Source organism: Rhodococcoides sp. S146-33, from assembly GCF_059489205.1.
Genome location: NZ_JCAJWY010000001.1, coordinates 582,934 through 607,779 on the forward strand (window position 1 = coordinate 582,934; position 24,846 = coordinate 607,779).

At 64.8% G+C, this 24,846-nt stretch carries 23 protein-coding genes; 9 read left to right on the forward strand and 14 right to left on the reverse strand.

Annotated features, from left to right (window positions below; genetic code table 11):
* Positions 1-3 precede the first annotated feature (3 nt).
* From AC5WEY_RS02780 to AC5WEY_RS02790, 3 genes are all read right to left on the reverse strand, one after another.
* Positions 4-888 carry a carbohydrate ABC transporter permease gene (locus tag AC5WEY_RS02780; RefSeq protein WP_495644596.1) on the reverse strand — a complete coding sequence of 295 codons (885 nt, stop codon included), beginning with the start codon at positions 886-888 and terminating at the stop codon, positions 4-6.
* Positions 885-1,817, reverse strand: coding sequence for a carbohydrate ABC transporter permease (locus AC5WEY_RS02785; RefSeq protein WP_495644597.1), 933 nt, complete (start codon positions 1,815-1,817; stop codon positions 885-887). Before AC5WEY_RS02785 ends, AC5WEY_RS02780 begins: the two co-directional genes overlap by 4 nt.
* Before the next feature lie 133 nt (positions 1,818-1,950).
* The gene (locus AC5WEY_RS02790) at positions 1,951-2,859 is read right to left on the reverse strand and encodes a L,D-transpeptidase (RefSeq protein WP_057476893.1); all 909 of its coding nucleotides are present in this window, start codon (positions 2,857-2,859) and stop codon (positions 1,951-1,953) included.
* A gap of 298 nt (positions 2,860-3,157) precedes the next feature.
* On the opposite strand from AC5WEY_RS02790, the gene AC5WEY_RS02795 reads away from it, so the two are divergent.
* Genes AC5WEY_RS02795 through AC5WEY_RS02810 form a run of 4 tightly spaced genes read left to right on the forward strand, consistent with a single transcriptional unit; the run spans position 3,158 to position 6,286 of the window.
* Entirely contained in the window at positions 3,158-3,889 is a 732-nt protein-coding gene (locus tag AC5WEY_RS02795) for a glycosyltransferase family 2 protein (RefSeq protein ID WP_057476892.1), read from the forward strand.
* Entirely contained in the window at positions 3,886-4,881 is a 996-nt protein-coding gene (locus AC5WEY_RS02800; protein WP_495644598.1) for an acyl-CoA dehydrogenase family protein, read from the forward strand. The genes AC5WEY_RS02795 and AC5WEY_RS02800 overlap by 4 nt, the downstream gene beginning before the upstream one ends.
* On the forward strand, positions 4,875-5,624 hold the full coding sequence (locus AC5WEY_RS02805) for a PIG-L deacetylase family protein (RefSeq protein ID WP_495644599.1): 750 nt from the start codon (positions 4,875-4,877) through the stop codon (positions 5,622-5,624). Before AC5WEY_RS02800 ends, AC5WEY_RS02805 begins: the two co-directional genes overlap by 7 nt.
* Positions 5,621-6,286, forward strand: a complete 666-nt coding sequence (locus AC5WEY_RS02810; RefSeq protein WP_495644600.1) for a class I SAM-dependent DNA methyltransferase — start codon at positions 5,621-5,623, stop codon at positions 6,284-6,286. The genes AC5WEY_RS02805 and AC5WEY_RS02810 overlap by 4 nt, the downstream gene beginning before the upstream one ends.
* 4 nt (positions 6,287-6,290) lie before the next feature.
* Here AC5WEY_RS02810 and AC5WEY_RS02815 read toward each other — a convergent pair whose 3' ends face one another.
* Positions 6,291-7,031, reverse strand: a complete 741-nt coding sequence (locus tag AC5WEY_RS02815; protein ID WP_200936540.1) for a GAF and ANTAR domain-containing protein — start codon at positions 7,029-7,031, stop codon at positions 6,291-6,293.
* A 101-nt stretch (positions 7,032-7,132) separates the two neighbouring features.
* Complete coding sequence (locus AC5WEY_RS02820; protein WP_057476889.1) at positions 7,133-8,158, reverse strand: zinc-binding metallopeptidase family protein; 1,026 nt, start codon at positions 8,156-8,158, stop codon at positions 7,133-7,135.
* Positions 8,159-8,365: 207 nt separating this feature from the next.
* On the opposite strand from AC5WEY_RS02820, the gene nhaA reads away from it, so the two are divergent.
* A complete protein-coding gene (gene nhaA, locus AC5WEY_RS02825) occupies positions 8,366-10,222 on the forward strand; it encodes a Na+/H+ antiporter NhaA (RefSeq protein ID WP_495644601.1) in 1,857 nt (618 codons plus the stop codon).
* Positions 10,223-10,307: 85 nt separating this feature from the next.
* Here nhaA and AC5WEY_RS02830 read toward each other — a convergent pair whose 3' ends face one another.
* Both AC5WEY_RS02830 and AC5WEY_RS02835 read right to left on the reverse strand, forming a co-directional pair.
* Positions 10,308-11,393, reverse strand: coding sequence for a DNA polymerase domain-containing protein (locus tag AC5WEY_RS02830; RefSeq protein WP_495644602.1), 1,086 nt, complete (start codon positions 11,391-11,393; stop codon positions 10,308-10,310).
* A 2-nt stretch (positions 11,394-11,395) separates the two neighbouring features.
* Positions 11,396-12,445, reverse strand: a complete 1,050-nt coding sequence (locus AC5WEY_RS02835; protein WP_057476924.1) for an ATP-dependent DNA ligase — start codon at positions 12,443-12,445, stop codon at positions 11,396-11,398.
* Positions 12,446-12,549: 104 nt separating this feature from the next.
* Here AC5WEY_RS02835 and lppU point away from each other — a divergent pair, with 104 nt between their 5' ends.
* Positions 12,550-13,155 carry an LppU family putative lipoprotein gene (gene lppU / locus AC5WEY_RS02840; protein ID WP_495644603.1) on the forward strand — a complete coding sequence of 202 codons (606 nt, stop codon included), beginning with the start codon at positions 12,550-12,552 and terminating at the stop codon, positions 13,153-13,155.
* Complete coding sequence (locus AC5WEY_RS02845) at positions 13,152-14,588, forward strand: DHA2 family efflux MFS transporter permease subunit (RefSeq protein WP_495644604.1); 1,437 nt, start codon at positions 13,152-13,154, stop codon at positions 14,586-14,588. Before lppU ends, AC5WEY_RS02845 begins: the two co-directional genes overlap by 4 nt.
* A gap of 1 nt (position 14,589) precedes the next feature.
* Here AC5WEY_RS02845 and AC5WEY_RS02850 read toward each other — a convergent pair whose 3' ends face one another.
* Genes AC5WEY_RS02850 through AC5WEY_RS02865 form a run of 4 tightly spaced genes read right to left on the reverse strand, consistent with a single transcriptional unit; the run spans position 14,590 to position 17,831 of the window.
* A complete protein-coding gene (locus AC5WEY_RS02850) occupies positions 14,590-15,468 on the reverse strand; it encodes a universal stress protein (RefSeq protein WP_495644605.1) in 879 nt (292 codons plus the stop codon).
* Positions 15,461-15,955 (reverse strand): hypothetical protein, encoded by a 495-nt coding sequence (locus AC5WEY_RS02855; protein ID WP_495644606.1) that lies wholly within the window; start codon positions 15,953-15,955, stop codon positions 15,461-15,463. Before AC5WEY_RS02855 ends, AC5WEY_RS02850 begins: the two co-directional genes overlap by 8 nt.
* Positions 15,952-16,833, reverse strand: a complete 882-nt coding sequence (locus AC5WEY_RS02860) for a universal stress protein (protein ID WP_495644607.1) — start codon at positions 16,831-16,833, stop codon at positions 15,952-15,954. The genes AC5WEY_RS02855 and AC5WEY_RS02860 overlap by 4 nt, the downstream gene beginning before the upstream one ends.
* Entirely contained in the window at positions 16,830-17,831 is a 1,002-nt protein-coding gene (locus AC5WEY_RS02865; protein ID WP_495644608.1) for an Acg family FMN-binding oxidoreductase, read from the reverse strand. The genes AC5WEY_RS02860 and AC5WEY_RS02865 overlap by 4 nt, the downstream gene beginning before the upstream one ends.
* A gap of 235 nt (positions 17,832-18,066) precedes the next feature.
* Between AC5WEY_RS02865 and ilvD the strand changes: the two genes are divergently transcribed.
* Positions 18,067-19,782, forward strand: coding sequence for a dihydroxy-acid dehydratase (ilvD, locus tag AC5WEY_RS02870; RefSeq protein ID WP_495644609.1), 1,716 nt, complete (start codon positions 18,067-18,069; stop codon positions 19,780-19,782).
* Between the two features lie 205 nt (positions 19,783-19,987).
* Here ilvD and AC5WEY_RS02875 read toward each other — a convergent pair whose 3' ends face one another.
* Complete coding sequence (locus tag AC5WEY_RS02875) at positions 19,988-22,147, reverse strand: MFS transporter (RefSeq protein ID WP_495644610.1); 2,160 nt, start codon at positions 22,145-22,147, stop codon at positions 19,988-19,990.
* Between the two features lie 234 nt (positions 22,148-22,381).
* Here AC5WEY_RS02875 and AC5WEY_RS02880 point away from each other — a divergent pair, with 234 nt between their 5' ends.
* Entirely contained in the window at positions 22,382-22,954 is a 573-nt protein-coding gene (locus AC5WEY_RS02880) for a TetR family transcriptional regulator (RefSeq protein ID WP_162248326.1), read from the forward strand.
* 84 nt (positions 22,955-23,038) lie between these two features.
* Here AC5WEY_RS02880 and AC5WEY_RS02885 read toward each other — a convergent pair whose 3' ends face one another.
* Together AC5WEY_RS02885 and AC5WEY_RS02890 are read right to left on the reverse strand one after the other, a co-directional pair.
* Positions 23,039-23,695 (reverse strand): chymotrypsin family serine protease, encoded by a 657-nt coding sequence (locus AC5WEY_RS02885; protein WP_057476878.1) that lies wholly within the window; start codon positions 23,693-23,695, stop codon positions 23,039-23,041.
* A 66-nt stretch (positions 23,696-23,761) separates the two neighbouring features.
* Positions 23,762-24,490, reverse strand: a complete 729-nt coding sequence (locus AC5WEY_RS02890; protein WP_057476877.1) for a DUF6319 family protein — start codon at positions 24,488-24,490, stop codon at positions 23,762-23,764.
* Between the last annotated feature and the right edge of the window lie 356 nt (positions 24,491-24,846).

The following is a 24,846-nucleotide window of genomic DNA, read 5'->3' on the forward strand; positions in this document are numbered from 1 at the left end:
GAATCAGCCCTTGACCGCACCGGAGGTGAGGCCCTTGATCATGTGGCGCTGGAGGACGAGGAAGACGAGAAGAATCGGCAGAATGGTCAGCACCGTCGCCGCCATGACCGCGCCCCAGTTGGTGTAGCCCTCGCTGTTCTGCAGCAGTGTCAAGCCGACCGGGAGCGGCGCGACCGACGAATCGTCCGACATCAGGAACGGCCAGAGATATTCGTTCCATTCGGTGACGATCGTGATGATCGCGAAGGCAACCATCGTCGGACCCGACAACGGCAGGATCACCCGGAACATCAGCCGTACCGGCCCGGCACCGTCCATGCGCGCGGCCTCGATGATCTCCGGCGGCAACGACAGGAAGTGATTGCGCATCAGGAAGGTACCGAAGGCGACACCTGCCAGCGGAATAATGATGCCCTGGAACGAGTTTCGCCAACCCAGCTCGGAGATGAGCGAGTAGTTCGAGATGACGGTGATCTGGTTGGGCACCATCAACGCGGCGATGATGACGAGAAAGACGATGTTCTTGCCCGGGAACCGCAGGAACACCAGACCGTAGGCACTGAGTACCCCGAGAACGAACTTGATGGACGATACGGCCGTAGTGATGATGATGGAGTTACGTAGGTAGGTGAAGAACGGCACCTCCGTCGTCGCCTCGTCGTAGTTCTGCGGGTGAAAGACGCTGGGCCACCAGGTGACCGGTTGCACGTAGATATCCGGGCGGTCCTTGAACGAGGTGATCAGGATCCAGAAGAGCGGCAGCCCGATCATCAGCAGGACGGCAACCATGGCCGCGTATCCGAGGATGTTCGCGCTGCGGCGCGTGCGCTGCGGGTCGCCGGAGGTCTTCTTCGCCGTGGCCGTCGCGGGCTTGTCCACCACTGTCATCGCTGATCGTCCCGATCCATGATTCGTACCTGCACAAGAGTGACGATCAACAACACGAGGAACAGGATCGTCGCGACGGTCGCGCCGTAGCCGGCCCGGAAGTTGCGGAACGTCTCCTCGTAGACCTGATAGACCATCGTCGTGGTGCCGGTGCCCAGTGGACCTCCGCGCGTCATGACATTGATGATGTCGAAGACCTGAAGTGAGTTGAGCAGCACGGTGATCGACAGGAAGAACGTCGTCGGACGCAGTTGCGGTAGAAGCACTTTCCGGAACGTGGTCCAGCGGCTCGCCTGATCGATCTCGGCCGCTTCCATCAGTTCCTTGCGCACACCCTGCAGAGCCGCCAAGTAGATGACGAAGGTGTAGCCCAAGTTCTTCCACAGGTACGTCACGGTGATCATGACCATCGCCCACTTGGGGTCCTGGTAGAAATCCGGGACCGCGCCGAGGCCGAAGCGTCGCATCAGGTCCTGTACCAGGCCGAAGTTGGGGTCGAAGACGAACTGGAATGCGATGCCGATGGCGGCACCGGAGATGACGTACGGGGCGAACACGGCGGAGCGAACGAAGTTGCGGCCCTTGAGCTTTCGATCCAGCAGCAGGGCGAGCACCAGACCGAGCACCAGCGATCCGACGACGGCCGCGACCGTGAACACGACGGTGTTGCCGACGATCTGCCAGGTGTCGTCGCGGGAGGCCCACTCGCGGTAGTTCTCGAAGCCGACGAACGTGGACGTGGGTGAGGACAGGTTCCAGTCGAAGAACGAGAACTGGAAGTTCTCCACCAGCGGCCGATACGTGAACACCGCCAGCAGGGCCAGATTGGGGCCCACGAGAATCAGGAACAGTGCGTAATCGGTCCACGGCCGCGAGAAGAAGCTCTTCTTCTGCGCCGTGGGCAGCACTCGTTCGGTTGTTGCACTCACCGCGAGGACTGTGCTGAGTCTCGGCTAACGAACGGTGAACGGAGCCCCAACGCTCACCGTCGCGCAGACCAACCTATGTGAGCGGAACTTCGTAGCGGGCTACGAAGTTCCGGTCACATGCGGCGAAGCCGCTCTAGCGGTTCCAGTCTCCCAGGCCGTCGGATCCGCTCAAGGTGCCGCCGTCGGTGTTGACGACGATGACGGGGTCGCCCTTCTGGGCGTTCTCGAAGAACCACTTGCCGTCTTCGGTGCTGACGTTCAGGCAGCCGTGCGATTCGTTGGAGTACCCCTGCTGCGCTTCCGACCACGGAGCTGCGTGCACGAAGATGCCGCTGTAGGAAATGCGCGTGGCGTACTCGACGTACGTGCGGTAGCCCTCCTCGGAGTCCACCGGGACGCCGTAGGTGGACGAGTCCATGTACATGTCGCGGAAACGCTCGCCGACGATGTAGGTGCCGTTCGGAGTTTCGTGGTCGACCTTGCCCATCGAGGTGGGCATGGTCTTGACGACCTCGCCGTTGCGGGTGACGGTGATCTGCTTGGTGTTGTCGTCGGCCGTGGTGATGATCGAGTCGCCGGTGGAGAACTCCGCCTTCGCGCCGCCCGCTTCGACGGTCACCTGGGTATGCGCCGGGTAGAACTCGTTCGGCAGCCACCGCACCTGGGTGTCGTTGATCCAGTAGAAGTGGCCGTCGACGGACGGGTTCGTCGTGACGCGTATGGCCCGCAGTGCAGCGTCACGATCGCCGATGGCCTCGTCGAAGCGGATGGCGATGGGCTGCGCAACTCCGACGACCTCGCCGCCGGACGGGCTGATGCTCGGATCGGCGAAGTTGGCGGGTGCGACCTGCGGAACCAGTTGCTGCGGTGCCGGGGCTGCGGGGTCAGAGGATCCGGGCAAGCCGGGAATGGAGACGTCCGGGCCACCCGGCCACAGCGGTGCGGCCTGCGCCGATCCGAATGCTGCAGATGCAGCAAGGGCTGTACCTGCGACGACTGCCCCGATACGGGCGAATCTGCGAGTGCGAACCTGTGTTGCCATGTGACCCGACCATCCTTCGTACTGCGTCGTGATGCCCATCAGCAGTGCTGCCGCGGGGCAACGCCCATTAACACATACCACTCGGACATTTGCTAATCGGATATTTCCGAAACGGCCGAAAGAAACCCCGGGTACGAGTAGCTTGCGCCAACCCGACCCGGACACTGTCTGCGCAGGCCAGAGGGCAGGTGTCGATGGGCCGGGAACGGGTACTAGAGAAAGAACCTCATCCGTCCAGACACCGGCGGCGTCGCGTTTGCGGACTGTTGAAGAGTCCGGTGTCCGAAAAGGGTGGACCGTGGTCGTCGAAGTTTCTCCCCATCTCCCCAGCCGTGACCCCGTCAGCCACATCGTCGTCGTCGTTCCGGCCCACAACGAACAGAATCTGCTCGACGCCTGCCTGACGGCCCTGTCGCGGGCAACGCGTCGCGTCGTCGAAGCGGCTCCGGTGACCGTATCGACGATCGTCGTGCTCGATGCGTGCACCGACGACTCCGCCTCGATCGCTGCTCGTCACCCCTCGGTGTCGACCGTGACGGTCGCGCACCGCAACGTCGGCGCTGCCCGGGCAGCAGGATTCTCGAAGCACACGGCAGAATTCGCAGCCACCACCTGGTTCGCTACCACCGACGCCGACACCCAGGTGGGCGAGGACTGGTTGCTGGGTCATCTCAGGCACGCCACCGACGGCGCACGGGCGGTGGCGGGAACGGTGTCCGTCGAGTTCGAGGGCCGCGTCGAAGAAGACGTCCGGCTGCAAACGACATACGACGCGCATTACCGACACGAACTCGGCCATCCACACGTACACGGCGCCAATCTGGGCATCCGAGCGACGGACTACCTCTCCGTCGGCGGATTCGCGCCGCTGGCCACCGGCGAGGATCACGATCTGGTCCGACGCCTCGAACTCGGCGGCATCGCGTGCCGTCGGGTGTGCGACATCTCGGTCACCACGTCGGGGCGTCTCCGCGGCAGAGCGCCCGACGGTATGGCCGAATTCCTTCGTTCTCTGGAGCCTTCCGCATGATCGATACATATATCCGAGATTCGCTCGACCCCCCGACACAGAACACCGGGTTGCGCGCAGCCTTCCTGGCTTTCGAAGCCGATGGGCGTCTCGACCTGGCGCTGCCCGGGTCGGGCTACACAGACCTGCGATGGCAATCGCTCGCCGCCCTCAGCCGGCACAACACCGTTCTCGGCAGGTGGTCGGAAGCGCACACCGACGCGATCGCGATCCTGCACGAACTCGACGGCCCGACGCCGGAGCGCGGGCAGATCTGGGGCGTGTGGGCCGCGGAACCACCGGCTCCGATCCTCGAAGCGGCACAGCAGGATTCGGGCTGGGTTCTGACCGGAACCAAGCCGTGGTGCTCCGGCGCATCGCTGTGCACGCACGCGCTGGTGACCGCCCGCGTGGACGGAAGTCCCCGGTTGTTCGCCGTCGATCTGACACATCCGGGCGTCGCCCCGGTACCGAACACCTGGCATGCCGTGGGCATGAGCGACAGTGATTCGGGTTCGGTCGCATTCGACGCTGTCCCCGCCGTCACCGTCGGAGGTCCGAGGGACTACCTGACTCGACCGGGCTTCTGGCACGGGGCAATCGGGGTGTCGGCGGCGTGGTTCGGCAGCGCATGCGCTGTCGCAGACACCCTGCACGCTGCAGTGCGAGAGCGGCCGGATCCACATCGTGCGGCCCATCTCGGTGCCATCGCGGCGGCACTCGGCGCGGCATCGAGCGCGCTGACCACCGCGGCGGCCGAGGTGGACGCAGATCCGTTCGACCGCACCGGTCGCGCTCGAACGCGAGCCCGGATCGTGCGCGCTGTCGTCGAGGATGCGGCCACGCAGTGCATCGACCGCGTCGGTCGGGCTCTCGGTGCCGGCCCCCTGTGCAGCGACGGCGAGCATGCCGGACGCGTCGCCGACCTGACCGTCTACCTGCGGCAAAGCCATGCCGAGCGCGACCTCGAGGCTCTCGGCCGCGACATCGCCGAGGAAGACAACCCATGGTAGAGAACGCATTCGACGCCGAAGTCGATGTCGGCACCGCTGAATCGGACTGGATGACCGCCGATTGGTCCGTCCCCGGTCTCGAGTGGAAGGACGTCGTCACCATGGTCGTCGTCGCCCCGCACCCGGACGACGAAATTCTCGGTGTCGGTGGCTTGCTGTCGTTGGCAGCCGCGGCAGGCGTCGACGTGCGGGTGGTCGCGGTGACCGACGGTGACGGCTCGCATCCCGGTTCCCCGACGGTGACGGCCGAGGACCTGCGTGTGCGACGCCCCGTCGAATCCGAACGCGCACTTGCCGAGCTGGGGATCGACCACTCTCCGACGCGTCTGCACATCACCGACGGCGCCGTCGAACACCACGAAGGTGCAGTGGCCGACGCGTTGATGCCCTTGCTCGATGCCGCCCCGGGTACCTGGTGCCTGACGCCGTGGCGCGGGGACGGCCATCCCGATCACGAAGCCACCGCGAGAGCCTGTCTCACGGCGGCGAACGCAGTAGGTATACCGGTGGTGGAATACCCGATCTGGATGTGGCACTGGGCAACTCCAGAGCATCCGGCGGTGCCGTGGACACGGTGCCGTCGCATCGACCTTCCTCCGCACACCCGCGAGGCCAAACGAGCATCCATCGAGCAGTTCGACTCTCAGATCCGGCCGCTGTCCGATCACCCCGCGGATCGAGCCGTGTTGCCGCCGCACATCCTGGCCCGCTATCGGCGACCGTTCGAGGTGGTGTTCGCATGACCCGGAGTTCTGGAACGAGCCCCAATTCTCGAACGAGCCTGGGCGCCGACTACTTCCGCAATGTCTATGCGGTAAAGGATGATCCGTTCATGCTCGACAGCAAGTGGTACGAGCAGCGCAAGTACGCGCTCACCATGGCGTCGCTACCCAAGCCGCAGTATCGGCGGGCATTGGAGCCCGGTTGTTCGATCGGTGTACTCACCGAACAGTTGGCCACCCGGTGCGACCACGTGGTCTCGACCGACGTGGTGCGCAGTGCCCTCGATTCTGCTCGGGCACGCGTATCGAACTCTGCTGCGGTCGAATTCGCACTGTGGTCTCTGACGGACGACTGGTCGACCCTGCCCGACGCCGAGGTGCCCTTCGACCTGATCGTCATCAGCGAGGTCGGGTACTACCTCGATACCGCCGATCTGGCGTCGGCGATGAATCGCGTCGTCGATCATCTGGAGACCGGCGGAACGCTGGTGGCTGCGCATTGGCGTCACGACGTGGACGACTATCCGATCTCAGGCGATCGAGTGCACGAGATCATCGCCGCAACATCAGGATTGGCACTGCTGAGCCGCTACCTCGACGAGGATGTCCGCATCGAGGTCTTCGTCGTCTCGGACGGTCCCGCGGTGTCGGTCGCGAGTACGGACGGCCTGGACGTTCGCTGACTGCTCAGTCGGTGGATTTCGCCGCGTCGATCACCAGTTGTTCGGCGAGGTCGGCAAGTTTGACATTGGTGTCCTGAGAAAGCTTGGCCAACAACGCGAATGCTGCCTGCGAGTTCAGGTTGTACCGTTCCATCAACATGCCCTTGGCCTGACCGATCAGGTCGCGGCTCGTCAGCGCGGCCCGGATCTGCTGCTCCTCGCGTGCGGTGGAGAACGCGATAGCGGCATGGGCAGCGAACAATGAGCCGATGGATTCGGCCTCGTCCGAGAATGCGTCGGTTCGGGTGGAGTGCAGGTTCAACGCGCCGAAGTTGATGCCCTCGACGTAGAGCTGGAAGCAGATCATGCTCTTGACCCCGAGCGCGGACGCGGCGTCTGCGAACAGTGGCCAGCGGGCGTCGCTGTCCATGTCGTCGATTCTGATGGTCGTCTGTTCGACGGCCGATTCGAGGCAGGGGCCCTCGCCCAGCTGCTCCTGAATCCTGTCGCAATGCCCGGCAGGCTCGCCCGAGACTGCCGCACTGTGCACGAACTTTCCCTGCAGCACGGTGGTGATGGAGGCGAATTCCGCAGCGGGGACGTTGGCCACCGCCGACTCGGTGATGACGGCCAGAACCCGATCGGGATCCGAATGCTGACGCCGCAGTTTCTCTGCCACCTCTGCCAGCCGTCGACTGAGGTCGAAGTCGGTAACCCGCGGGATTGCCCCCGACGAGTTCAGTGTCTGCTCGCTGATGGTGGTCACCTCGTCCTACTGCTGCACACGGGACGTACCCCGTATCGGCGGCATGCCGACAACATAGGGTACGCCCCGGGCAACAAAGGTCACGAACCGTTAGCGGGGCGTCAGAGTGTGCTGGGCGCGATCAGAGAGTGTACGAACCCGATCTTCTTCACCACGGTCGCCGGCAGCACGAACGGGTACAGATCCTGGTGACCCATCGAACGGTTGATCTGGTTCAAGGCCCAGGACAGGGGCAGCCACCAGTCGATGATCTGATCGAAGCCGACGTCACCGGGCAGCGGACTCTCCAGCGTCGAACCGGCCGGTGCCATCCCGAAGGCCGCCGCCGTGTCCAGGGTGTCGCGGATGTGCAAGTAGTGCGCGAAGGTCTCGGCCCAATCCTCTGCGGGGTGCATGGTGGCGTACGACGAGACGTAATTGTCCTCCCAGCCGTCGGGCGCACCCTCGCTGTAATGGCGATCGAGTGCATCCTGGTAGCTCGAATCCGGATCGCCGAACAGTTCCTCGAACGCTGCGCGATGCTCACCGTCTCCGACCAGCACCATCTGGTAGTAATGGCCGATCTCGTGCCGGAAGTGCCCGACCAGAGTGCGGTACGGCTCGGACATCGCCACCCGCAACTGCTCACGGTGCACGTCGTCGCCCTCGGCCAGGTCGAGAGTGATCAGACCGTTGTCGTGGCCGGTCATCACCTGCTGGTCGGCGCTGGAGAGTAGATCGAACACCAGACCTGTCGATGGGTCCTCGTCCCGTCCCACGATCGGCAGGCCGAGCTCGGTGAGTTCGAGAACGACGCGACGCTTGTTCGTCTCGGCGTCGGCATAGGCGGCCATCGCGTCGACATCGTCGTCGGCCGGCCGGGTTCGGGTCAGTCGGCAGGACACACACAGCTCGTCGGCGTCGGCGGTGTCGACCAACCAGTTGCATCGCGCGGTGTTGAGGTTGGCGCACATCTTCCACGTCGTGCCGTCCACCTCTGCTTCGGCGACGCCGTCGTCGGCCTTGTCCGGGAGCACCAGCAGCGCCCTGCTCGGCAGATGGAAGCCGAGTGCGCTCGAGCAGCTCAGACACAGTGAGTTCTCGAACGACAGCTTCTGTCCGCATTTGCGGCAGATGAAATCACGCATGGATGTTCCTTCGTGGCAGGGGTGAGTCGGGCTCGTATTCCCGTTTATCCGCGGACTAATGCCTTTTCCCGAATATGTCGTGCACATCTCTCCCGTCGCTGGCTCGCGGCCCGACAACCCTACTCGAGTAGGCGGAAGGAAAGCGCCGACGACGGTGTTGGTACAGACTGCTTCACAACACTCCTCGAAGAAGGACTCGGACTGCAGATGGCAGATCAGATCACGCCGACGGACCGCCCGATGGCGCGATTCGTCGAACGGATTTCGCGGGCTCGCGGCGAGAAGAACAGCGAAACCTTGGCTGCGGGCTTCCTGTTGGCTGCCACGTTGATAGCCCTGATCTGGGCGAACTCACCACTCGGTGACACGTATCAGTCGTTCTGGCACACCGAACTCTCGGTCACCATCGGCGAGCACGGCATCTCTCTCGATCTGGCCCACTGGGTCAACGACGGGCTCATGGCGCTGTTCTTCTTCGTCGTCGGTCTCGAGGTCAAGCGTGAGTTCGCGATGGGTGAGCTCACCGACCGATCACGCGCCGCCATCCCGATCGTGGCCGCACTCGCCGGACTGGCCGCACCCGCGCTGCTGTTCCTCGCCTTCAATCCCTCCGGCCCGGCAGCGCAGGCGTGGGGTGTCGTCATTTCCACCGACACCGCGTTCCTGCTCGGGGCACTCGCGGTGCTCGGCCCGAAGAAGGCCGCGCGGTTGCGGATCTTTCTGCTCACGCTCGCCGTGGCCGACGACGTGGGCGCGCTGGCGATCATCGCGTTCTTCTACACCGACGACCTCGACGTGGTGCCGTTGGTGTTGGCGTTCATCGGGCTCGGACTGATCTTCCTGCTGCGCAGGCTCGAGGTGTGGCGCGGCGTCGGGTACTTCGTCGTCGCACTGTTCACGTGGGTCGCGATGTACGAGTCGGGAGTGCACCCCACCCTCGCCGGCGTGATGATCGCGCTGATTCTCCCGGTCTACCCGCCGCGCCGCTCCGAGGTGGAGCGAGCATCGGACCTCACCCGCGCCTTCCGTCAATCACCGAATCCCGAATACGCGCGAGCCGCGAGACTCGGCCTGGATCAAGCAGTCTCGGTCAACGAGAGGTTGATGCGGCTCTATCAGCCGTACACGGCCTTCATCATCGTGCCGATCTTCGCGCTTGCCAATGCCGGGGTGGTGCTGAGTTCCGACACCCTGAAGGCTGCATCGACGTCGACGCTCACCTGGGGCATCATCGCCGGACTTGTGCTGGGCAAGCTCGTCGGAATCACGACTGCCTCGGCTGTTTTCGCGAAATTGAGGCCGTCGGCTCTGGCTCCCGGACTGACGCTGTCGCACATCGCCGGCGGTGCGGCAATGTCCGGAATCGGGTTCACTATCTCGCTGTTCATCATCGACCTCGCGCTCGACGATCCGTTACTGGCCGACGAGGCGCGCGTCGGCGTGTTGGCGGCCTCGGTGATCGCCGCACTGCTCGGCTGGATTCTGTTCCGTATCGACGCAAAGATTCACCCGCCGAAAGCCGAAGCATCGCTGCGTATTCTGCGTCCGGTCAGCGCCAAGCGCGATCACATCCGCGGGCCCGTCGACGCTCCGTTGACGATCGTGGAGTACGCCGATTTCGAGTGCCCGTTCTGCAGCAAGGCAACCGGCAGCGTCGCCGAAGTACGCAAGCACTTCGGTGACGACCTCCGGTACGTCTACCGCCACCTGCCACTGGACGACTATCACCCGCATGCCCGCTACGCCGCGTACGCCAGCGAGGCTGCTGCAGCGCAGGGCAAGTTCTGGGAGATGGCCGACGTACTGTTCCGCAACAGCGACGCACTCGAGCCCGACGACATCGACGGTTACGCACGAGAACTCGGCCTCGACATGGACCGTTTCGAGGACGACATCCGCACCGGCGACTACGTGGTCCGCGTCGAGGACGACGAACTCGACGCCACCTCCTCCGACGTGGGCGGCACTCCGACGTTCTACCTGGGTCGCGGTGACAAGAACCTGACCCGCCACGTCGGACCATACGACGCGGCGACGCTGATCCGGGAACTCGAATCCATGTGAGCGTGGGCAGGGTTGCACTCGACGCGTCCGTATCGACCGGATCCCGTCGATACGGCCTCGTAGTGTGCAACCCTGCCCGACCTCGTCAGGACTCGGTGCGGTTTCCCTCCGCATCCCAGTGCTCGGCGACTTTTTTCGACGGTTGCACACGCGGCGGCTCGCCGGGCATCTTGGGATAGTCGGGTGGGAAGTTCAACTCTCCGCCCGGCAGCGTTTCCCACAGGTGGAGAAGGGGTTCGAGCGAGTAGGCCTGGGAATCCATGTCGGCCCACGGGTCGCCGTCCTGCACCAGTTCCGGCACTGTGACGAGGTTGAATTCGCGCGGATCGGTGACATCGGCCAACTGCGACCATGTCATCGGAGTACTGACGGGCGCTCCCGGTCGAGCCCGCAGACTCCATGCGCTGGCGATCGTCCGGTCACGGTTGTTCTGGTTGTAGTCGATGAAGATGCGTTCTCCGCGTTCCTCTTTCCACCAGTTGACAGTCACCCCGTCGTCACGACGCTCGAGTTCACGCCCCAGACCGATGGCCGCGTGGCGCACCTGCTCGAAGGTGTACTCGGGCTCGATGCGCACGTAGATGTGAATGCCCCGATTACCGCTCGTCTTGGGGTAGCCGCGTAAACCCAACTCCTCCAACAGCTCCCGCGTCACGTCGGCGACTCGCAGTGCGTCCGCGAACGTAGTGCCCGGCTGCGGATCGAGATCGAGACGTAGCTCGTCGGGATGATCCACCTCCGGTCTCCGCACCGGCCACGGATGGAAGGTCAGCGTGCCCATCTGAGCCGCCCACACCAGCGCAGCCGGCTCCGAGGGACACAACTCCTCGGCAGTCCGCTTGCTGGGGAACGCGATCTTCACCGTCTCGATCCACTCGGGCGCACCCTTGGGCAAGCGCTTCTGATAGAAGCCGTCACCCTCCTTGTCCTGTGGTCCGAGCGCCAACCGCATGCCCTCGCGATAGCCGTCGGGCCACCGCTCCATCGCGGTCGGGCGGTCGCCGATGGCCCGCATCAGCGGCTCGCCGACGGCGGCGAAGTACTCGCACACCTGCAGTTTGGTGATCTCCGGAGTGCGCTCGGTCGCCTCGTAGATCACCCGATCGGGGCTCGACACTCGCACTTCGCGCTCGCCGACCTGCACGAATGCCGGTGGTGTTTTCGCGGCCATGGCTATCGTCCCCCGGCAATGACATCGGCAACGTCGTAGCGAACCGGAACCTCGAGCTGGTCGTACGCACAGGAACGCGGATCACGATCCGGTCGCCAGCGCAGGAACCGGGCCACATGCCGCAGCCGTGCCCCTTCCATCTGGTCGTAGGCCACTTCGATGACCCGCTCGATGCGCACCGGAATCCAGTTGCGGTCGTTCGACGAGTTCCAGCGCGTCGCCTCCCCGTCGTAGGTGACGTCCTCGCCGAGTCGGAGCGGTTCGAGTTCTTCGAGCAGTTCCAGCCGCCGCTTGTCGGTGAACGCCGACGCGCCGCCGATCATCCTGAGATCGTCACCGTCGTAGAGACCGAGCAGTAGCGATCCGATACCGTTGCCGGACTTGTGAATCCGATACCCGATCAACACGCAGTCTGCGGTGCGGGCATGTTTGATCTTGATCATCTCGCGCTTGTTGGGCAGATAGACCCCGTCGAGCTTCTTGGCCACCACCCCGTCGAGCCCGGCACCTTCGAACCGCTCGAACCAATCCTCGGCCACCGCAGCATCATCGGTGGCCGAGGTGACGAAGCAGCTCGGGCCGCCGGTGCCCACCGCGTCGAGCAATCGCGCCCGGCGCGTCGAGAACGGCTCGCTCGTCAGGTCCTCGTCGCCGACGGCCAACAGATCGAATCCGATGAACTGCGCCGGTGTCTTCTCCGCCAGCATCGTCACCCGACTCGCCGCGGGATGAATGCGCTCCGACAGCGACTCCCAATCCAGGCGAGTGGAACCGTTCTTCTCCCGGGGAACGACGATTTCGCCGTCGACGACGATTTTCTCCGGCAACTCGGCCTTGACCGCCTCGACCAACTCCGGGAAGTAGCGGGCCAGGTCCTTGCCCCCGCGTGAACCGAGCACCACCTCGTCGCCGTCGCGGAAGACGATCGCGCGGAAACCGTCCCATTTCGGCTCGTAGGACCACAACGGTGGCCCGTCCTCGGGCTGGGCCGGCACCACTTTTGCGGCTTTGGCGAGCATCGGCGCGACCGGCACGGAAAGAGGAAGATCCACGCAGATCATCCTGCCTCATGCGACCGACAACCGAGTCCGATATTTTCTACCTACAGACGATCGATGCACACAGCACGGTCGAATTCACGAGGGCAGGACTCACCATGGCGTCATCCCACCGTTCGGTCCGCGCTCTCGTTCTCGCGCTGACGGCGTGCACGGCCCTGGTACTCGCCGGGTGCGCCTCGGAAGTATCCGGTACCGCCGTCGCCATCTCGGGTGCCACCATCGCGCCCACCACCACCACCAGTGCCCCTCGCACCACCGCTGCTCCAACCCCCGACATCGAAGACGGCGGCAGCGTCGACATCGATGTGGAGATCGGCGAATGCGTGAACCTCGGCGGAACGGTCGACGAGGCCACCATCGCAAACGCCGCCTGTGGATCGCCCGAGTCCAACTACATCGTCTTCGCCAAGACACCGACATCGGCCGAGTGCCCCGCGGACGCCGATCAGTACTACTACGAGACCTACTTCGACATCGAACAGGGAGCCCTGTGCCTCGACATCGACTGGATCGTCGACGGATGCATGGACATCGTCGGTGAGTTCGCCCAACGCGTCGACTGCGCGACGCCCGGTGCCGATACTCGCCGCGTCGTGACGATCCTGCAGGGCACCTCCTCGGTCGACGACTGCCCCGACCCGGCTCTCTACGGCTACGAGAAAGAGACCCGTAACTTCGTCGTCTGCGTCGAACGGTTGTGACCGCTGAGGGCATCGCACTCTCCAGTGCCAGGGGGCGGTGGATCGTTGCGGCCACCGTGCTCGGTTCTGCTCTGGCGATGCTCGACGCCACCGTGGTCAATATCGCGTTGCCCGCGATCGGCCGCGACCTCGGTGCCGGAGTCACCGGTCTGCAATGGACTCTGAGCGGCTACACCCTCGCCCTGGCATCGCTGATTCTGTTGGGCGGTTCGCTCGGCGACCGTCTCGGGCGCAGACGGGTGTTCGTCTGGGGCACCGTCTGGTTCGCGGCCGCGTCGGTGCTGTGCGGCCTCGCCCCCAACATCGAGGTGCTGATCGCGGCGCGGCTGCTGCAAGGCGTCGGCGCGGCGTTGCTGACTCCCGGCTCGCTGGCGCTGATCTCGGCGTCCATCAAGGCCGAGGATCGGGGCGCGGCGATCGGGCTGTGGTCGGGCCTGGGCGGCGTCGCGTCGGCGATCGGTCCACTGCTCGGCGGCTGGTTGGTCGACGCCGTCGGCTGGCGAGCAGTGTTCCTGATCAACATCCCACTCGCGATCGTGGTCGTGCTGGTCGCCGCGAAACATGTTCCGGAGAGCCGGGATCCGCACGCGTCCGGTCGCCTCGACGTGCCAGGCGCGGTGACGGTCGCGGCGGCGCTGGGTCTGCTCACGTACGGGTTGATCGAGTCGCACACCGTGGCGTTGATACTCGGGGTCGTTGCTGTCGGGGTGTTCGTGCTGATCGAGCGCCGCTCGCACGATCCCCTGGTATCGCCGGCACTGTTCGCTTCCCGGGTGTTCCTGGCGGCCAACCTCGTCACGTTCACGGTCTATGCGGCCCTAGGCGGAGTGTTCTTCCTGCTGGTGTTGCAATTGCAGTTCGCCGTGGGCTACTCGCCCATCGCGGCCGGAGTTTCGACCCTGCCGATCACCGCGCTGATGCTCGTATTGTCGGCCCGCGCGGGCAGACTGGCCGGGCGCATCGGACCACGAATTCCGATGACGATCGGGCCGCTGCTGTCGGCTCTCGGATTGCTGCTGATGCTGCGCATCGGTCCTGGATCCACTTATCTCACAGACATTCTGCCTGCGGTTGTCGTATTCGGTCTCGGCCTGTCCGCGCTGGTCGCCCCACTGACCGCAGCCGTACTGGGCGCGGTGTCCACCGACCGAGCCGGCATCGCGTCGGGGGTCAACAACGCCGTGGCCCGCACCAGCCAACTTCTGGCCGTGGCTGCACTGCCTGCCCTGGCAGGTATCGCCGGCTCCGATTACTCTGCACCGGAGGTGTTCTCGGCGGGCTTCCACACAGCGATGCTCCTGTGTGCCGGACTGTTGCTACTCGGTGCCGTCATCGCTGCGGTACTGATCCGAGGCGGAAACGCACCTACGGCAGACTGTCCGCCTCACTGCGACATGGCCTCACCACCGATGGCTCCACGCCGAAGCGACTGACTCAGCGCACGATCATCACCGAGCAGTCCGCGTGGTGCACGAGATTCTGACCGACCGACCCCAGAATCGCACCGCGGAGTGCACCTCGGCCACGAGAGCCCACCACGAGCATCGACGCCGTCGCCGACATCGCGCGTAAACCGCGCGTCGGGCTCGATTGGGCGCTCACGGTCGTCAGTGTCACCCCGGGATGCTTCTCGTGCATCTTCTCCACATGCGTATCGAGCCAACGCTTTTCGTGTTCGCGAATGCCCGCCCAGTCGATGCCTTCGAATCCCGTTCCGAGCCCCGGCTGAGCGGGAAATCCCCAATAGTTGACCGCGACCACCGGCGCGCCCAGGTTGTCGGCCATCTCGAACGCGATGCCGAGTGCTCGATCGGACTGCTCGCTGCCGTCGATCCCGACGACGATCGGGCGGACTGCTTCTTCCCTCTCGTTCTCGCCACGAAGCAGCAATACCGGGCAGTGCGCGTGCGTCACGACACGCAGCGAGTTGCTGCCGAGAGTCAGATCGCGGATCGCGTTCGACTTCCGCGATCCCAGCACGACCACTTCTGCACCGACGTCGGCCACGTACGACGCGATGGTGCCGTCCACGGCGGCGGTCTGAACGGTGACCGCGGGTGCTACGTCGTGAATCGCCGCCTCCGCCCGGACCAACTGCGCACGGCCCATGGCTCGAAGATCTCGCTCCAGTGCGCCGCCGTCGACGAATGCCGCCGACCCGTACCAGTCCCCCACCGGCACAGCGTGAACGAGCCGTACGGTCGCGTGGACCTTGTCTGCGTACCTCGCAGCCCACCGAGCTGCAGCCTCGGCTTCGGCCGAGCCGTCGATACCGACGACGATGGGCAGCGTGCGGGCGGTGGAATTACTCATGTGATCTTCCTGTCTCGATGGCTACGTGGCGATCCTTGTCGTTCGCGACCCGACTGCGCGCCAGTTCGACCCCCGAAATCGATGTCGGCCTCACTTCGACGATTCTGTACATCGGTGGGCCGTCCGAATGTGGCCGCGGCAGAAGCTGTTCGAGGACATCGAGTCGCGCATCCACGACTGCACGGGCGATTCCGTGTATCACCACAGTCGAGTCGGTCATGCCAGCGTCATCCTCGGCATCGACCTCCAAGAAGATCGAGGAATCGAGCACACTGCGTCCCAACCGTGATCGCCCGTCGGCGTAGAAGTACACCCGAGTCCCGATCCAGACGATGGACACGACATCGATGGTCGGCCCGAAGTGGTCGTGGCCGACCAAGCGAGCAACTGTCGCTCGTCGTGCGAGGCGATGCGCAGAGGCCGAGTCCAGAATTCGTCGACGCTCGTCGCTACCGCGCACGCTGTTCGGTACGGTGCGGTTCGTCATCGGTCTCTGCAGATCATCACCGGGCAATGAGCGTGCCGTGTGAGATTGCTACTGGTCGACCCGAACAGTGCCCTGGCCACCACTCCTCGACCGTGACTGCCGACCACCACCAGACCGGCCCGTTTGGACAGGTCGACCAGTAGGTGTGCCGGGTTTCCCTGGTGCACAACATGTTCGACACTGACATCCGGATATTTCTCGGCCCACCCGGCCAGACATTCGGACATCAGCAACCGCTGCTCACGCTCGATCTCCGTTCCATCGGGTGATCCGGGCAGTGACAGCGCAGCTCCGTGCGACAGCGAGTTCCAGGCCAGCGCGGCGATCATCGGTACGCCGAACGACGAGGCCAGATCGAAGGCTTGCCCGACGGCCACCTCACTGGTCGCACTGCCGTCGATACCGACGAGAATCGGCGCGTCGACGGCGTGGGATCCCTCCCGCCACACGATCACCGGGCACTGGGCTGCGTTCGAGACCTCCTGCGCCGTACTCCCGAACAATGCGGACACGATCGGCCCCGACGCGGGATTACCGACGACGAGCATGCGCGCGGTACGTGAGAGTTCGACCATCATTGCGCAGGCGGACGTCTCCTCCACCGAGGTGGTCACTGCACTGTTCGGATGCCGGGCCAGCACAGCAGTAGCAACGTCGGCGACGACGAGTTCGGCCTTGCGACGCTGCTCGTCCCACACTTCCCTCGGTATCACCGATGCGGGCTCACCCGAGTAGAGCGCAGGCTGCTGCACGGCCTCGGCGATGTGCATCGGAGAATCCAGCCTCTCCGCGATGGTCGCCGCCCAGAGAGCGGCGCTGACACTGTTGGGCGAACCATCCACGCCCACAACAATTTTCTGATGAGCTGCAAGAATCACGATCGTCTCCTGTTCGGTGTGCGGGCCGGCGCAGTCAGTACCGACGCCACGGCGTGTCGCGGAGTTCGGGGTGGCGGCGAGCCGATCATGGGGGTGCCGACTCGAATCAGCACCTGCGCCAGACCGTTTCGCGGAGCCAGGGACTCGACCAGGCGCCTGCTCCCCGACTGTTCCGTCATGTGCGTCAAGGGGCATGTCGCCAGCCCGTCCGCGGTCGCTGCCAAGAGGAATGCGGACATAGCTCGGCCGCATTGCAGCCAATCCATGCGTTCGTCCGATGCCGTGCCGAGCAACACCACCGTGGACTCGTCCTCGACCGGCTCGGTCGTGACCGTTCTGGCAACCCGATGCGGTTCGGGAAATTCTCTCCCGACCTGCACCCTCGATGCCTCAGCCCGGTTCGTCAGTGCCTCCGGCGGAATTCCTCCCGAGCGGAAGGAGTGCCCGGCCCACCATCTGATCTCCGCCTGATAGGTCGCGTCGTACTTTCTCACGCCCGCGCTCAGTGTCGAGGCCTTCGCCAACGTCTGTTTCGACTCGGCCGACAGAACGGTCATCTCCGTGCCGTACTGCGCCCGACCGAGGTACCGCGTCAAAATACGATTGCTGGGAACCGGTCCGAAGGCCCGTCGATCCGAGTGGCGGCGGTTGATCGCAGCCAACAGATCGAACTCGTGCGAGCGAGGATGCGCGTCGTGGACGAAGCGAACGTGCGCGAGATGATCGGGCGCACCCGGTGTGGGCAACAGATCGATCTCGGTCGTCCACCGGAACGCCGCCGCGGCCTTGTCGAGGTGGTCCAACGCTGCCCCACAGCTCAACACCATCTGTCGCTCGGTCGGGTCTATCACCCCGAGCACCCGCGAACTGTCGGTGTACAGATCGAGGCCACGTGCGGAGTAGGTCCACCGCCACGGCTGACTGTTGTGCACCGACGGTGCCCGACACGCAAGCTCGACCAGCATCTCCACCACGGCCGTATCCGGCTGATCACTCATCGTCTCTCCTCGACCTCCACCGCGATGCGGTTGACTCCAGACCACTGTCGCCCCGAGCACGTGGTGCTCGACAGGGCCGTTCGTCACTCGATGGAGGGCACTAAAGACAGAGGAGTTGGGTGCAGGCCGATCGACGGCGGCAACCACAGGTTTACTGTTGACGAAGAATGCGACTCAGGAGCGGAACCTGAGAACGCGAACCAGGATCCACGTCCGCCGACCGCTCAGGAGAGTCATGACGACCCCGCACAATCCCCCCGAAGACATCGACGTCAAACCGCGCAGCCGCGACGTCACCGACGGACTGGAGAAGACGGCAGCGCGCGGCATGCTCCGCGCCGTCGGTATGGGCGACGACGACTGGGGCAAATCCCAGATCGGCGTGGCGTCGTCGTGGAACGAGATCACCCCGTGCAACCTCTCGCTCGAGCGCCTCGCGAAGGCCGTCAAGAAGGGCGTCCACGCCGCCGGCGGTTATCCGCTCGAATTCGGCACCATCTCGGTATCCGACGGCATCTCGATGGGCCACGAGGGCATGCACTTCTCGCTCGTCTCCCGTGAGGTCATCGCCGACAGCGTCGAAACCGTCATCAGCGCGGAGCGGCTCGACGGTTCGGTCCTGCTCGCCGGCTGCGACAAGTCACTGCCCGGAATGCTCATGGCCGCAGCACGTCTGGACCTGGCGAGCGTGTTCCTCTACGCCGGTTCCACGCTGCCCGGCTTCGCTACCCTGTCCGACGGCAGCGAGCACCAGGTGACGATCATCGACGCCTTCGAGGCAGTCGGCGCCTGTTCACGGGGATTGATGTCGCGCGCCGACGTCGACACCATCGAACGCGCCATCTGCCCCGGCGAAGGTGCCTGCGGCGGAATGTACACCGCCAACACGATGGCCAGCGCAGCCGAAGCAATGGGAATGTCGCTGCCCGGCAGCGCCTCTCCGCCCGCCCCCGACCGTCGACGCGACGGATTCGCACACGCCAGCGGCGAGGCCGTCGTCGACCTTCTCCGACGCGGCATTCGCACCAGCGACATCCTCACCAAGGAAGCCTTCGAGAACGCCATCGCCGTCGTCATGGCCTTCGGCGGCTCCACCAACGCCGTCCTGCACCTGCTGGCCATCGCCCACGAAGCGCAGGTGGAGCTGACCCTCGCCGACTTCACCCGCGTCGGCGCAAACGTTCCCCACCTGGCGGACGTCAAGCCGTTCGGCAAGCACGTCATGACCGACGTCGACGCCATCGGCGGAGTACCCGTCGTGATGAAGGCTCTGCTCGACGCCGGCCTGATGCACGGCGACTGCATGACGGTCACCGGAAAGACCGTGGCGGAGAACCTTGCTCACATCGCACCGCCCGACCCCGACGGCAAGGTGCTGCGCGCACTCGACAAGCCGATCCACCCGACCGGCGGCATCACCATCCTCGAGGGCTCACTCGCTCCGGGCGGAGCCGTCGTCAAGTCTGCAGGCTTCGATTCCGACGTATTCGTCGGTACCGCACGAGTTTTCGAGCGTGAACGCGCAGCAATGGATGCTCTGGAAGACGGCACCATCGCGGCGGGCGACGTTGTGGTCATCCGCTACGAAGGCCCCAAGGGCGGGCCGGGAATGCGGGAGATGCTCGCCATCACCGGAGCGATCAAGGGCGCGGGCCTCGGCAAAGATGTCCTGCTGCTCACCGACGGACGGTTCTCCGGCGGCACCACCGGCCTGTGCGTCGGACACGTTGCCCCCGAGGCCGTCGACGGCGGTCCCATCGCTTTCGTCCGCGACGGCGACCAGATCCGACTCGACGTCGGCAAGGGCAACCTCGATCTGTTGGTCGACGCAGCCGAACTCGAGTCCCGCGCAGAGGGCTGGGCTCCGCTGCCCCCGCGCTACACCCGTGGTGTGCTGGCGAAGTACTCGAAGCTCGTGGGATCGGCCTCGAACGGTGCGGTGCTGATCTAGCACCCATTTCTGCTCCCAGCCCCCGGTCACCCGCCCTTCGCCCGCCGCCCTCCCCTCCGCCCCTTCCCCTCCGACTATCCGGTCCCGGGATTGGGATCAATGTGGATTTCAGTCGGTCAGAGTGCAACAAAGGCGCATTGATCCGAAGTGGGGGCGGGGGCGGGTGGGGTTGGGGGCGGGTGGGGTTGGGGGCGAGCAGGGAGAGCTACAGCGGCATTGCCCACATCGAGCTCGAGCGTTCCTTGAATTCGGTGCAGTTCGCGTGTTGCTTGCTCGCCCTCTGGTAGAAGGTCTGCAACGGAGCAGCGGGCTGGACCGGCTCCGGCGTAGGCGCAACCGGAAGATCGCTCAATTCGAGTGCGGCATCGAGGGCTTCCTCCGCCTCTACGCGTCGAGTGCGCGCCAGATTCGACACGGCGAGCTGATGGATGGTCACCCTGTCGCCGGACTTGGCGTCCGCCTTGGCTTGTCGGGCAACCGAAACATCGAGCTCGTACACCTTCGAGGCCAGTTGGTAGATGCTGGGACGTTCGAGTTCTGCGTCCACCAGAGCAGGCTCGGCCACCGTGCGGCCCGGCACAGTCTTCGGGCCGACCTTCGGTGCGTCTTCCTCGGCGGTACGTAGCGCGTGCCGAGCACTGGACTTGTCGATCTCCTCGGCCGACGGCCGCTCCAAGAGCTGCTCGAGTTCGGCCACCTCGCGGTCGGCCGCTCCATCCCTGGCCGGCGGTGCGACGAACGGCACGATCGGCTCGAACGCGATCCTCTCCGACGATGTCGCCAGCGCTGCGCTTCTCGACGGGATGAGCACCGCCACGATGACCGTGCCGACGCCGAACACCACGGCGGCAACGAGGCTGGTGTGCGCCACTGCCTCGCTGAACGCGGCGACCGCGTTGGCCTGCAGATTGTCTGCAAACCCGCTGAGAAACGCGTTCTGGGCGCGGATGATGTCGGATACGATCACTGCTCCGGCAAGCGAATCCTGTGACGCAGCAAGCCCTTCCGCTGCCTGTCCGGTGTACTGGCCGTTCGGTTGCTTACCGGGGAAGGTCTGCAGAAAGCCTTCGATTCCCTGGCGATAGGACGCGGCGAGCACCGAACCGAGTACAGCGATTCCGAGTGAACCGCCGAGTTCGAGCGCTGTGTCGTTGAGTCCGCCGCCCACCCCGAGCTTGCTGTCCGGAAACTCTCCCATGATGGCGTCGGTGCACGGCGACACCGACAAGCCGATCGCCAGGCCGAGCAGAGTCAGTACGGGCAGGAAGTCGGAATACGTTGCAGTCGGATCGATTCCGATCAGCGAGATCACCGACAGCGTCCCCACGATCATGCCTGCGGTCACGGTGATGCGGGGTCCGAACTTGGGCGTGAGCCACATCGTGATTCCGGATCCGACGAAGACTGCGCCGGCCAACGGCAAGAGGTGCACGCCGGTGGAGACCGGGCCGTACCCCAGGGCGAACTGGAGGTACTGGGCGACGAAGTAGATCGCACCGAACGTGACCAGGAAGAACACCAGCACTGCAAGGGTCGCGCCGCCGAGGATGCGTGAGGAGAACATTCGGACGTCGAGCAACGGATTGGGATGGCGCAGTTCCCATCCCACGAAGCCGACGATCGACAGCAGACCGACGAGACCGAAGTACAGCGGCCCGACGGTCCAGCCGAAGTGCATGCCCTCGATGATGGCGTAGACGACTGTCGACACGGCCAGAACGGACAGCAGTCCACCGACCCAGTCGATCGCGCCGGGCTCGACGGCCCGCGACGGCGGAACCAGGATGACCGCTCCGACGATGGCCGCCAACGCAATAGGAACATTGATCAGGAAAGTCGAATGCCAGGTGAAGCTCTCGAGGAGCCAACCCGCCAGCAGTGGTCCGGCTGCGATGGCGAGTCCCGAGGTAGCCGCCCATACGGTGACGGCGGTCGCTCGCTCCCGCTTCGGGAACGTGGCGACCAACAACGACAGGGTGGCGGGCATGACGATCGCCGCGGCGACTCCCATGACGATGCGCGCCAGGATGACGCCGAGGGTGGCATCGGTCAGTGCCCCGGCGATCGAACCCGCTACGAAAATGATCAACCCCAGAATCAGTGCCCCACGGCGGCTGTAGCGATCGCCGATCACGCCGCACAGAAGCATCAGCGACGCATAGGGAACGGTGTATCCGTCTATCACCCATTGCAGGTCGCTGCTCGTCAGACTCAGGTCGAGAGTCATCGACGGTGCCGCGACCAACAGAGATGTGTTGGCCATGACCACGATCAGCAGGCTCAGGCACAAGACCACCAGTGCCGACCAGCGTCGTGGATACGGTTTGTGCATATCTTGGACAGGCGTCATCGCAAGCAACGTCATTGTGTTCCCCCCCGTTGGCAAAGTGCCGACACACCTTGCACAGTGCTGTGCAGCTTAAGAAGAATCGTCTAAGATCGGCAATCTTTTGTGGCGGCAGCCACACTCTCCGCACACGATCGTGCTAGTTGTTGACCTGTGCGTAAGACGACGGAGTCGAGATCGACTGCACGGGGTGCCGCAGCGCCGCCCGTGCAGCGCCGTGACGCCCGGTCGAACCGAGCGAGAATTCTCGATGTGGCACAACGGGTGTTGGCGGACAATCCGGACGCAACCATCAACGACGTCGCCGCCGCGGCAGGGGTGGTTCGGCGAACCGTATACGCCCACTTCGCGTCTCGCGAAGCCCTGATCGACGGTATTGCCCTGGAGGCGGCCGACAGTATCTCGGCGGCTCTCGGCCGCGTTCCCGCCGCCGACGAATCGGCCGTGACGGTCTTCGTCCGGCAGACGTTGGCCCTCACACGCGTGGGTGACCAATACCGCCTGCTCCTCGCTGTTGCACGAACAGATTTGGGCCACAACGGTATTCACAACCTTCTCGGGCCGATGCGCGAAGCGGCCGCCGCCGTCATCCGGCGCGGCCAGCGCGAGGGCGTGTTCTCCTCGTATCAGGCCGCAGAGGTACTCATCCTCAACATCGAGGCGATTGCGCTGTCGATCCTCGACGCCACCAACGCCGGACTGCTCAGCGACCCGGCTGGGGCCGCCACGACGTCGAGCCTTGTTCTGCTGGGGATCGCCCCGGACGATGCGGAACGAATCGTCGCCGACGTTCGGGCGTTCGACTCGTCAGCACGCGCCCGCTGACAACTCCGACACCTTCGAAACGACCAATGTCCCGCCCGAGCAACGTATTGCTCGGGCGGGACACTCGGTGCGAACTGGGGACTGTCAGGGAGCGGGGACGAATCCTGCGCCGAGTCCGTTGCCCTGGTCGACGTTGCGAAGGATCGCGTCGAAGTTGGTGCCGACCTCGGGGCCGAAGCACGCCACGCCCAGGTAGGCGTTGACCATTCCGACGAGGGTATTGCCGACGACGACCGGGCTGCCCGAGTCACCTTCGACGACGCACAGCTGAGCCCAGGTCTCCTGCGACTGCAGAATGTCGCCGTACGCGAGGCCGCAGGTGTTGCCGGTGGTACGGCCTTCCTTGCAGACGATGTTCGGGAACGCCGTCGGCGGGCCGACCTGAGAGATGGTCACGTTGCCGACGCGGTTGATCGGTGCAACTTTGTCACGCTGGAATTCGATGACGGCGTAGTCGTACTCCGGGTTGGAGAACGCGATGCGGCCGACCTCGCCGAGAGAGGTGTCGTACTCGGGGACGATCGAGGCACCCGCTTGGCCACAGTGGCCGGCGGTGAAGCCGACGAGATTTCCGTTGCGGTCGTTACCGATCGTGGTCAGCGTGCACTCGGCCTGACCTCCGACGATGATTCCCGAGCCGCCGCCGAGAGCTGCTGGAGTGGCCGCGGATGCGGTCCCCACGCCGACGCTGGCTACGATTGCAGCCGCCCCCACGACGACGAGCATGAATTTCTTGAACATGTACTCCCTCTCAGCGGTGTCGGCAGAACCCTAGCAACAACAGGTGTACGAACACGAGTGAGTGGTTCATACGTCCTGCTCGAGGGCTGCAAGCGTCGTGCGCGCTTCCTCTAGTTGACGGCTCAGTTCTGCGACACGTCGAGCAGCCTCCTCGCGCGCGTGGGAGATGACGGCCTCGACTGCATCGCGCGCAATGGGGTCGCCCAACTCTCGCACGGCCCTGCTCACCGACTCCGGACTCACCGGTTGCGCCTTGGTGGGCCGCTTCGCGCCCTGGGTGACCGTGACCGACCAATCGTTCTCGGCTCCGGCGTGAATAGTGACGCTGACCCCACCTGGAGCCTTCTTGGCGCGACGAGCCGCCTGCTGTTGCGGCTGCGCCCTGGTTTGTTCCACCACGGCCTTCGGTTGATCCACCACGGACTTCGCAGGTACCGGCGCTGTTATCGGCTTTGCCGGTGCCGCTTCCGTGCGGGCCGGGCCGGCCGCCGAGGGCGGCGCCACCTTCTTCGCAGGGACGCGCTTGGCCGGTGCCGGCGGGGACGCAGCGGTGCGGGTGATGCGTAATTCCTCTGCCTCGTAGGGCAGTTCGTCGTTGACGCCCTTGGGGCTGATCGTGACTGTGTTGCCGTCGATCGACACCACCTTCGCCGACGTACCGTCGGGCAGTCCGAGGCTGGGGTTCGGTTCGCGGAGATAGACGGTGGCCCGACGCCCCTCGGCGAGCGCCGCAGCCAGCGTCGTCAGATTCTCTGGGGTCAACGAATCGTTCACGGCGCGCCCACGGGGTGGCATCGACTACCGGCCTCTCTCGAAAGTGTTTGCGAATACTGTCGCACAGATACTCGCCCGATGTCATCGACCAGGCGCGAGGAGCGGAAGAGTGTCTGTTAATCCAAGTAACTGTAACCGCAAGTAACTGTTACTTGGATTAACACTTAGATTGGGGTGGCCGAGAAGGCCGATGCACGCAACTTTATACGACGGCTCTTTCGAGCGCCCGCCGAGTCCACTCGACGTGACATTCACTCCCCGAAAGGCCACCGAACGTCACATTCACTACCGGCAGGTAGCCGTGCGCGACACCGTCGAAATTCGGTCCCGCTACGACCTCACCGAACCACCCTCGCGGCCGGTATCTCCCGCGTAGC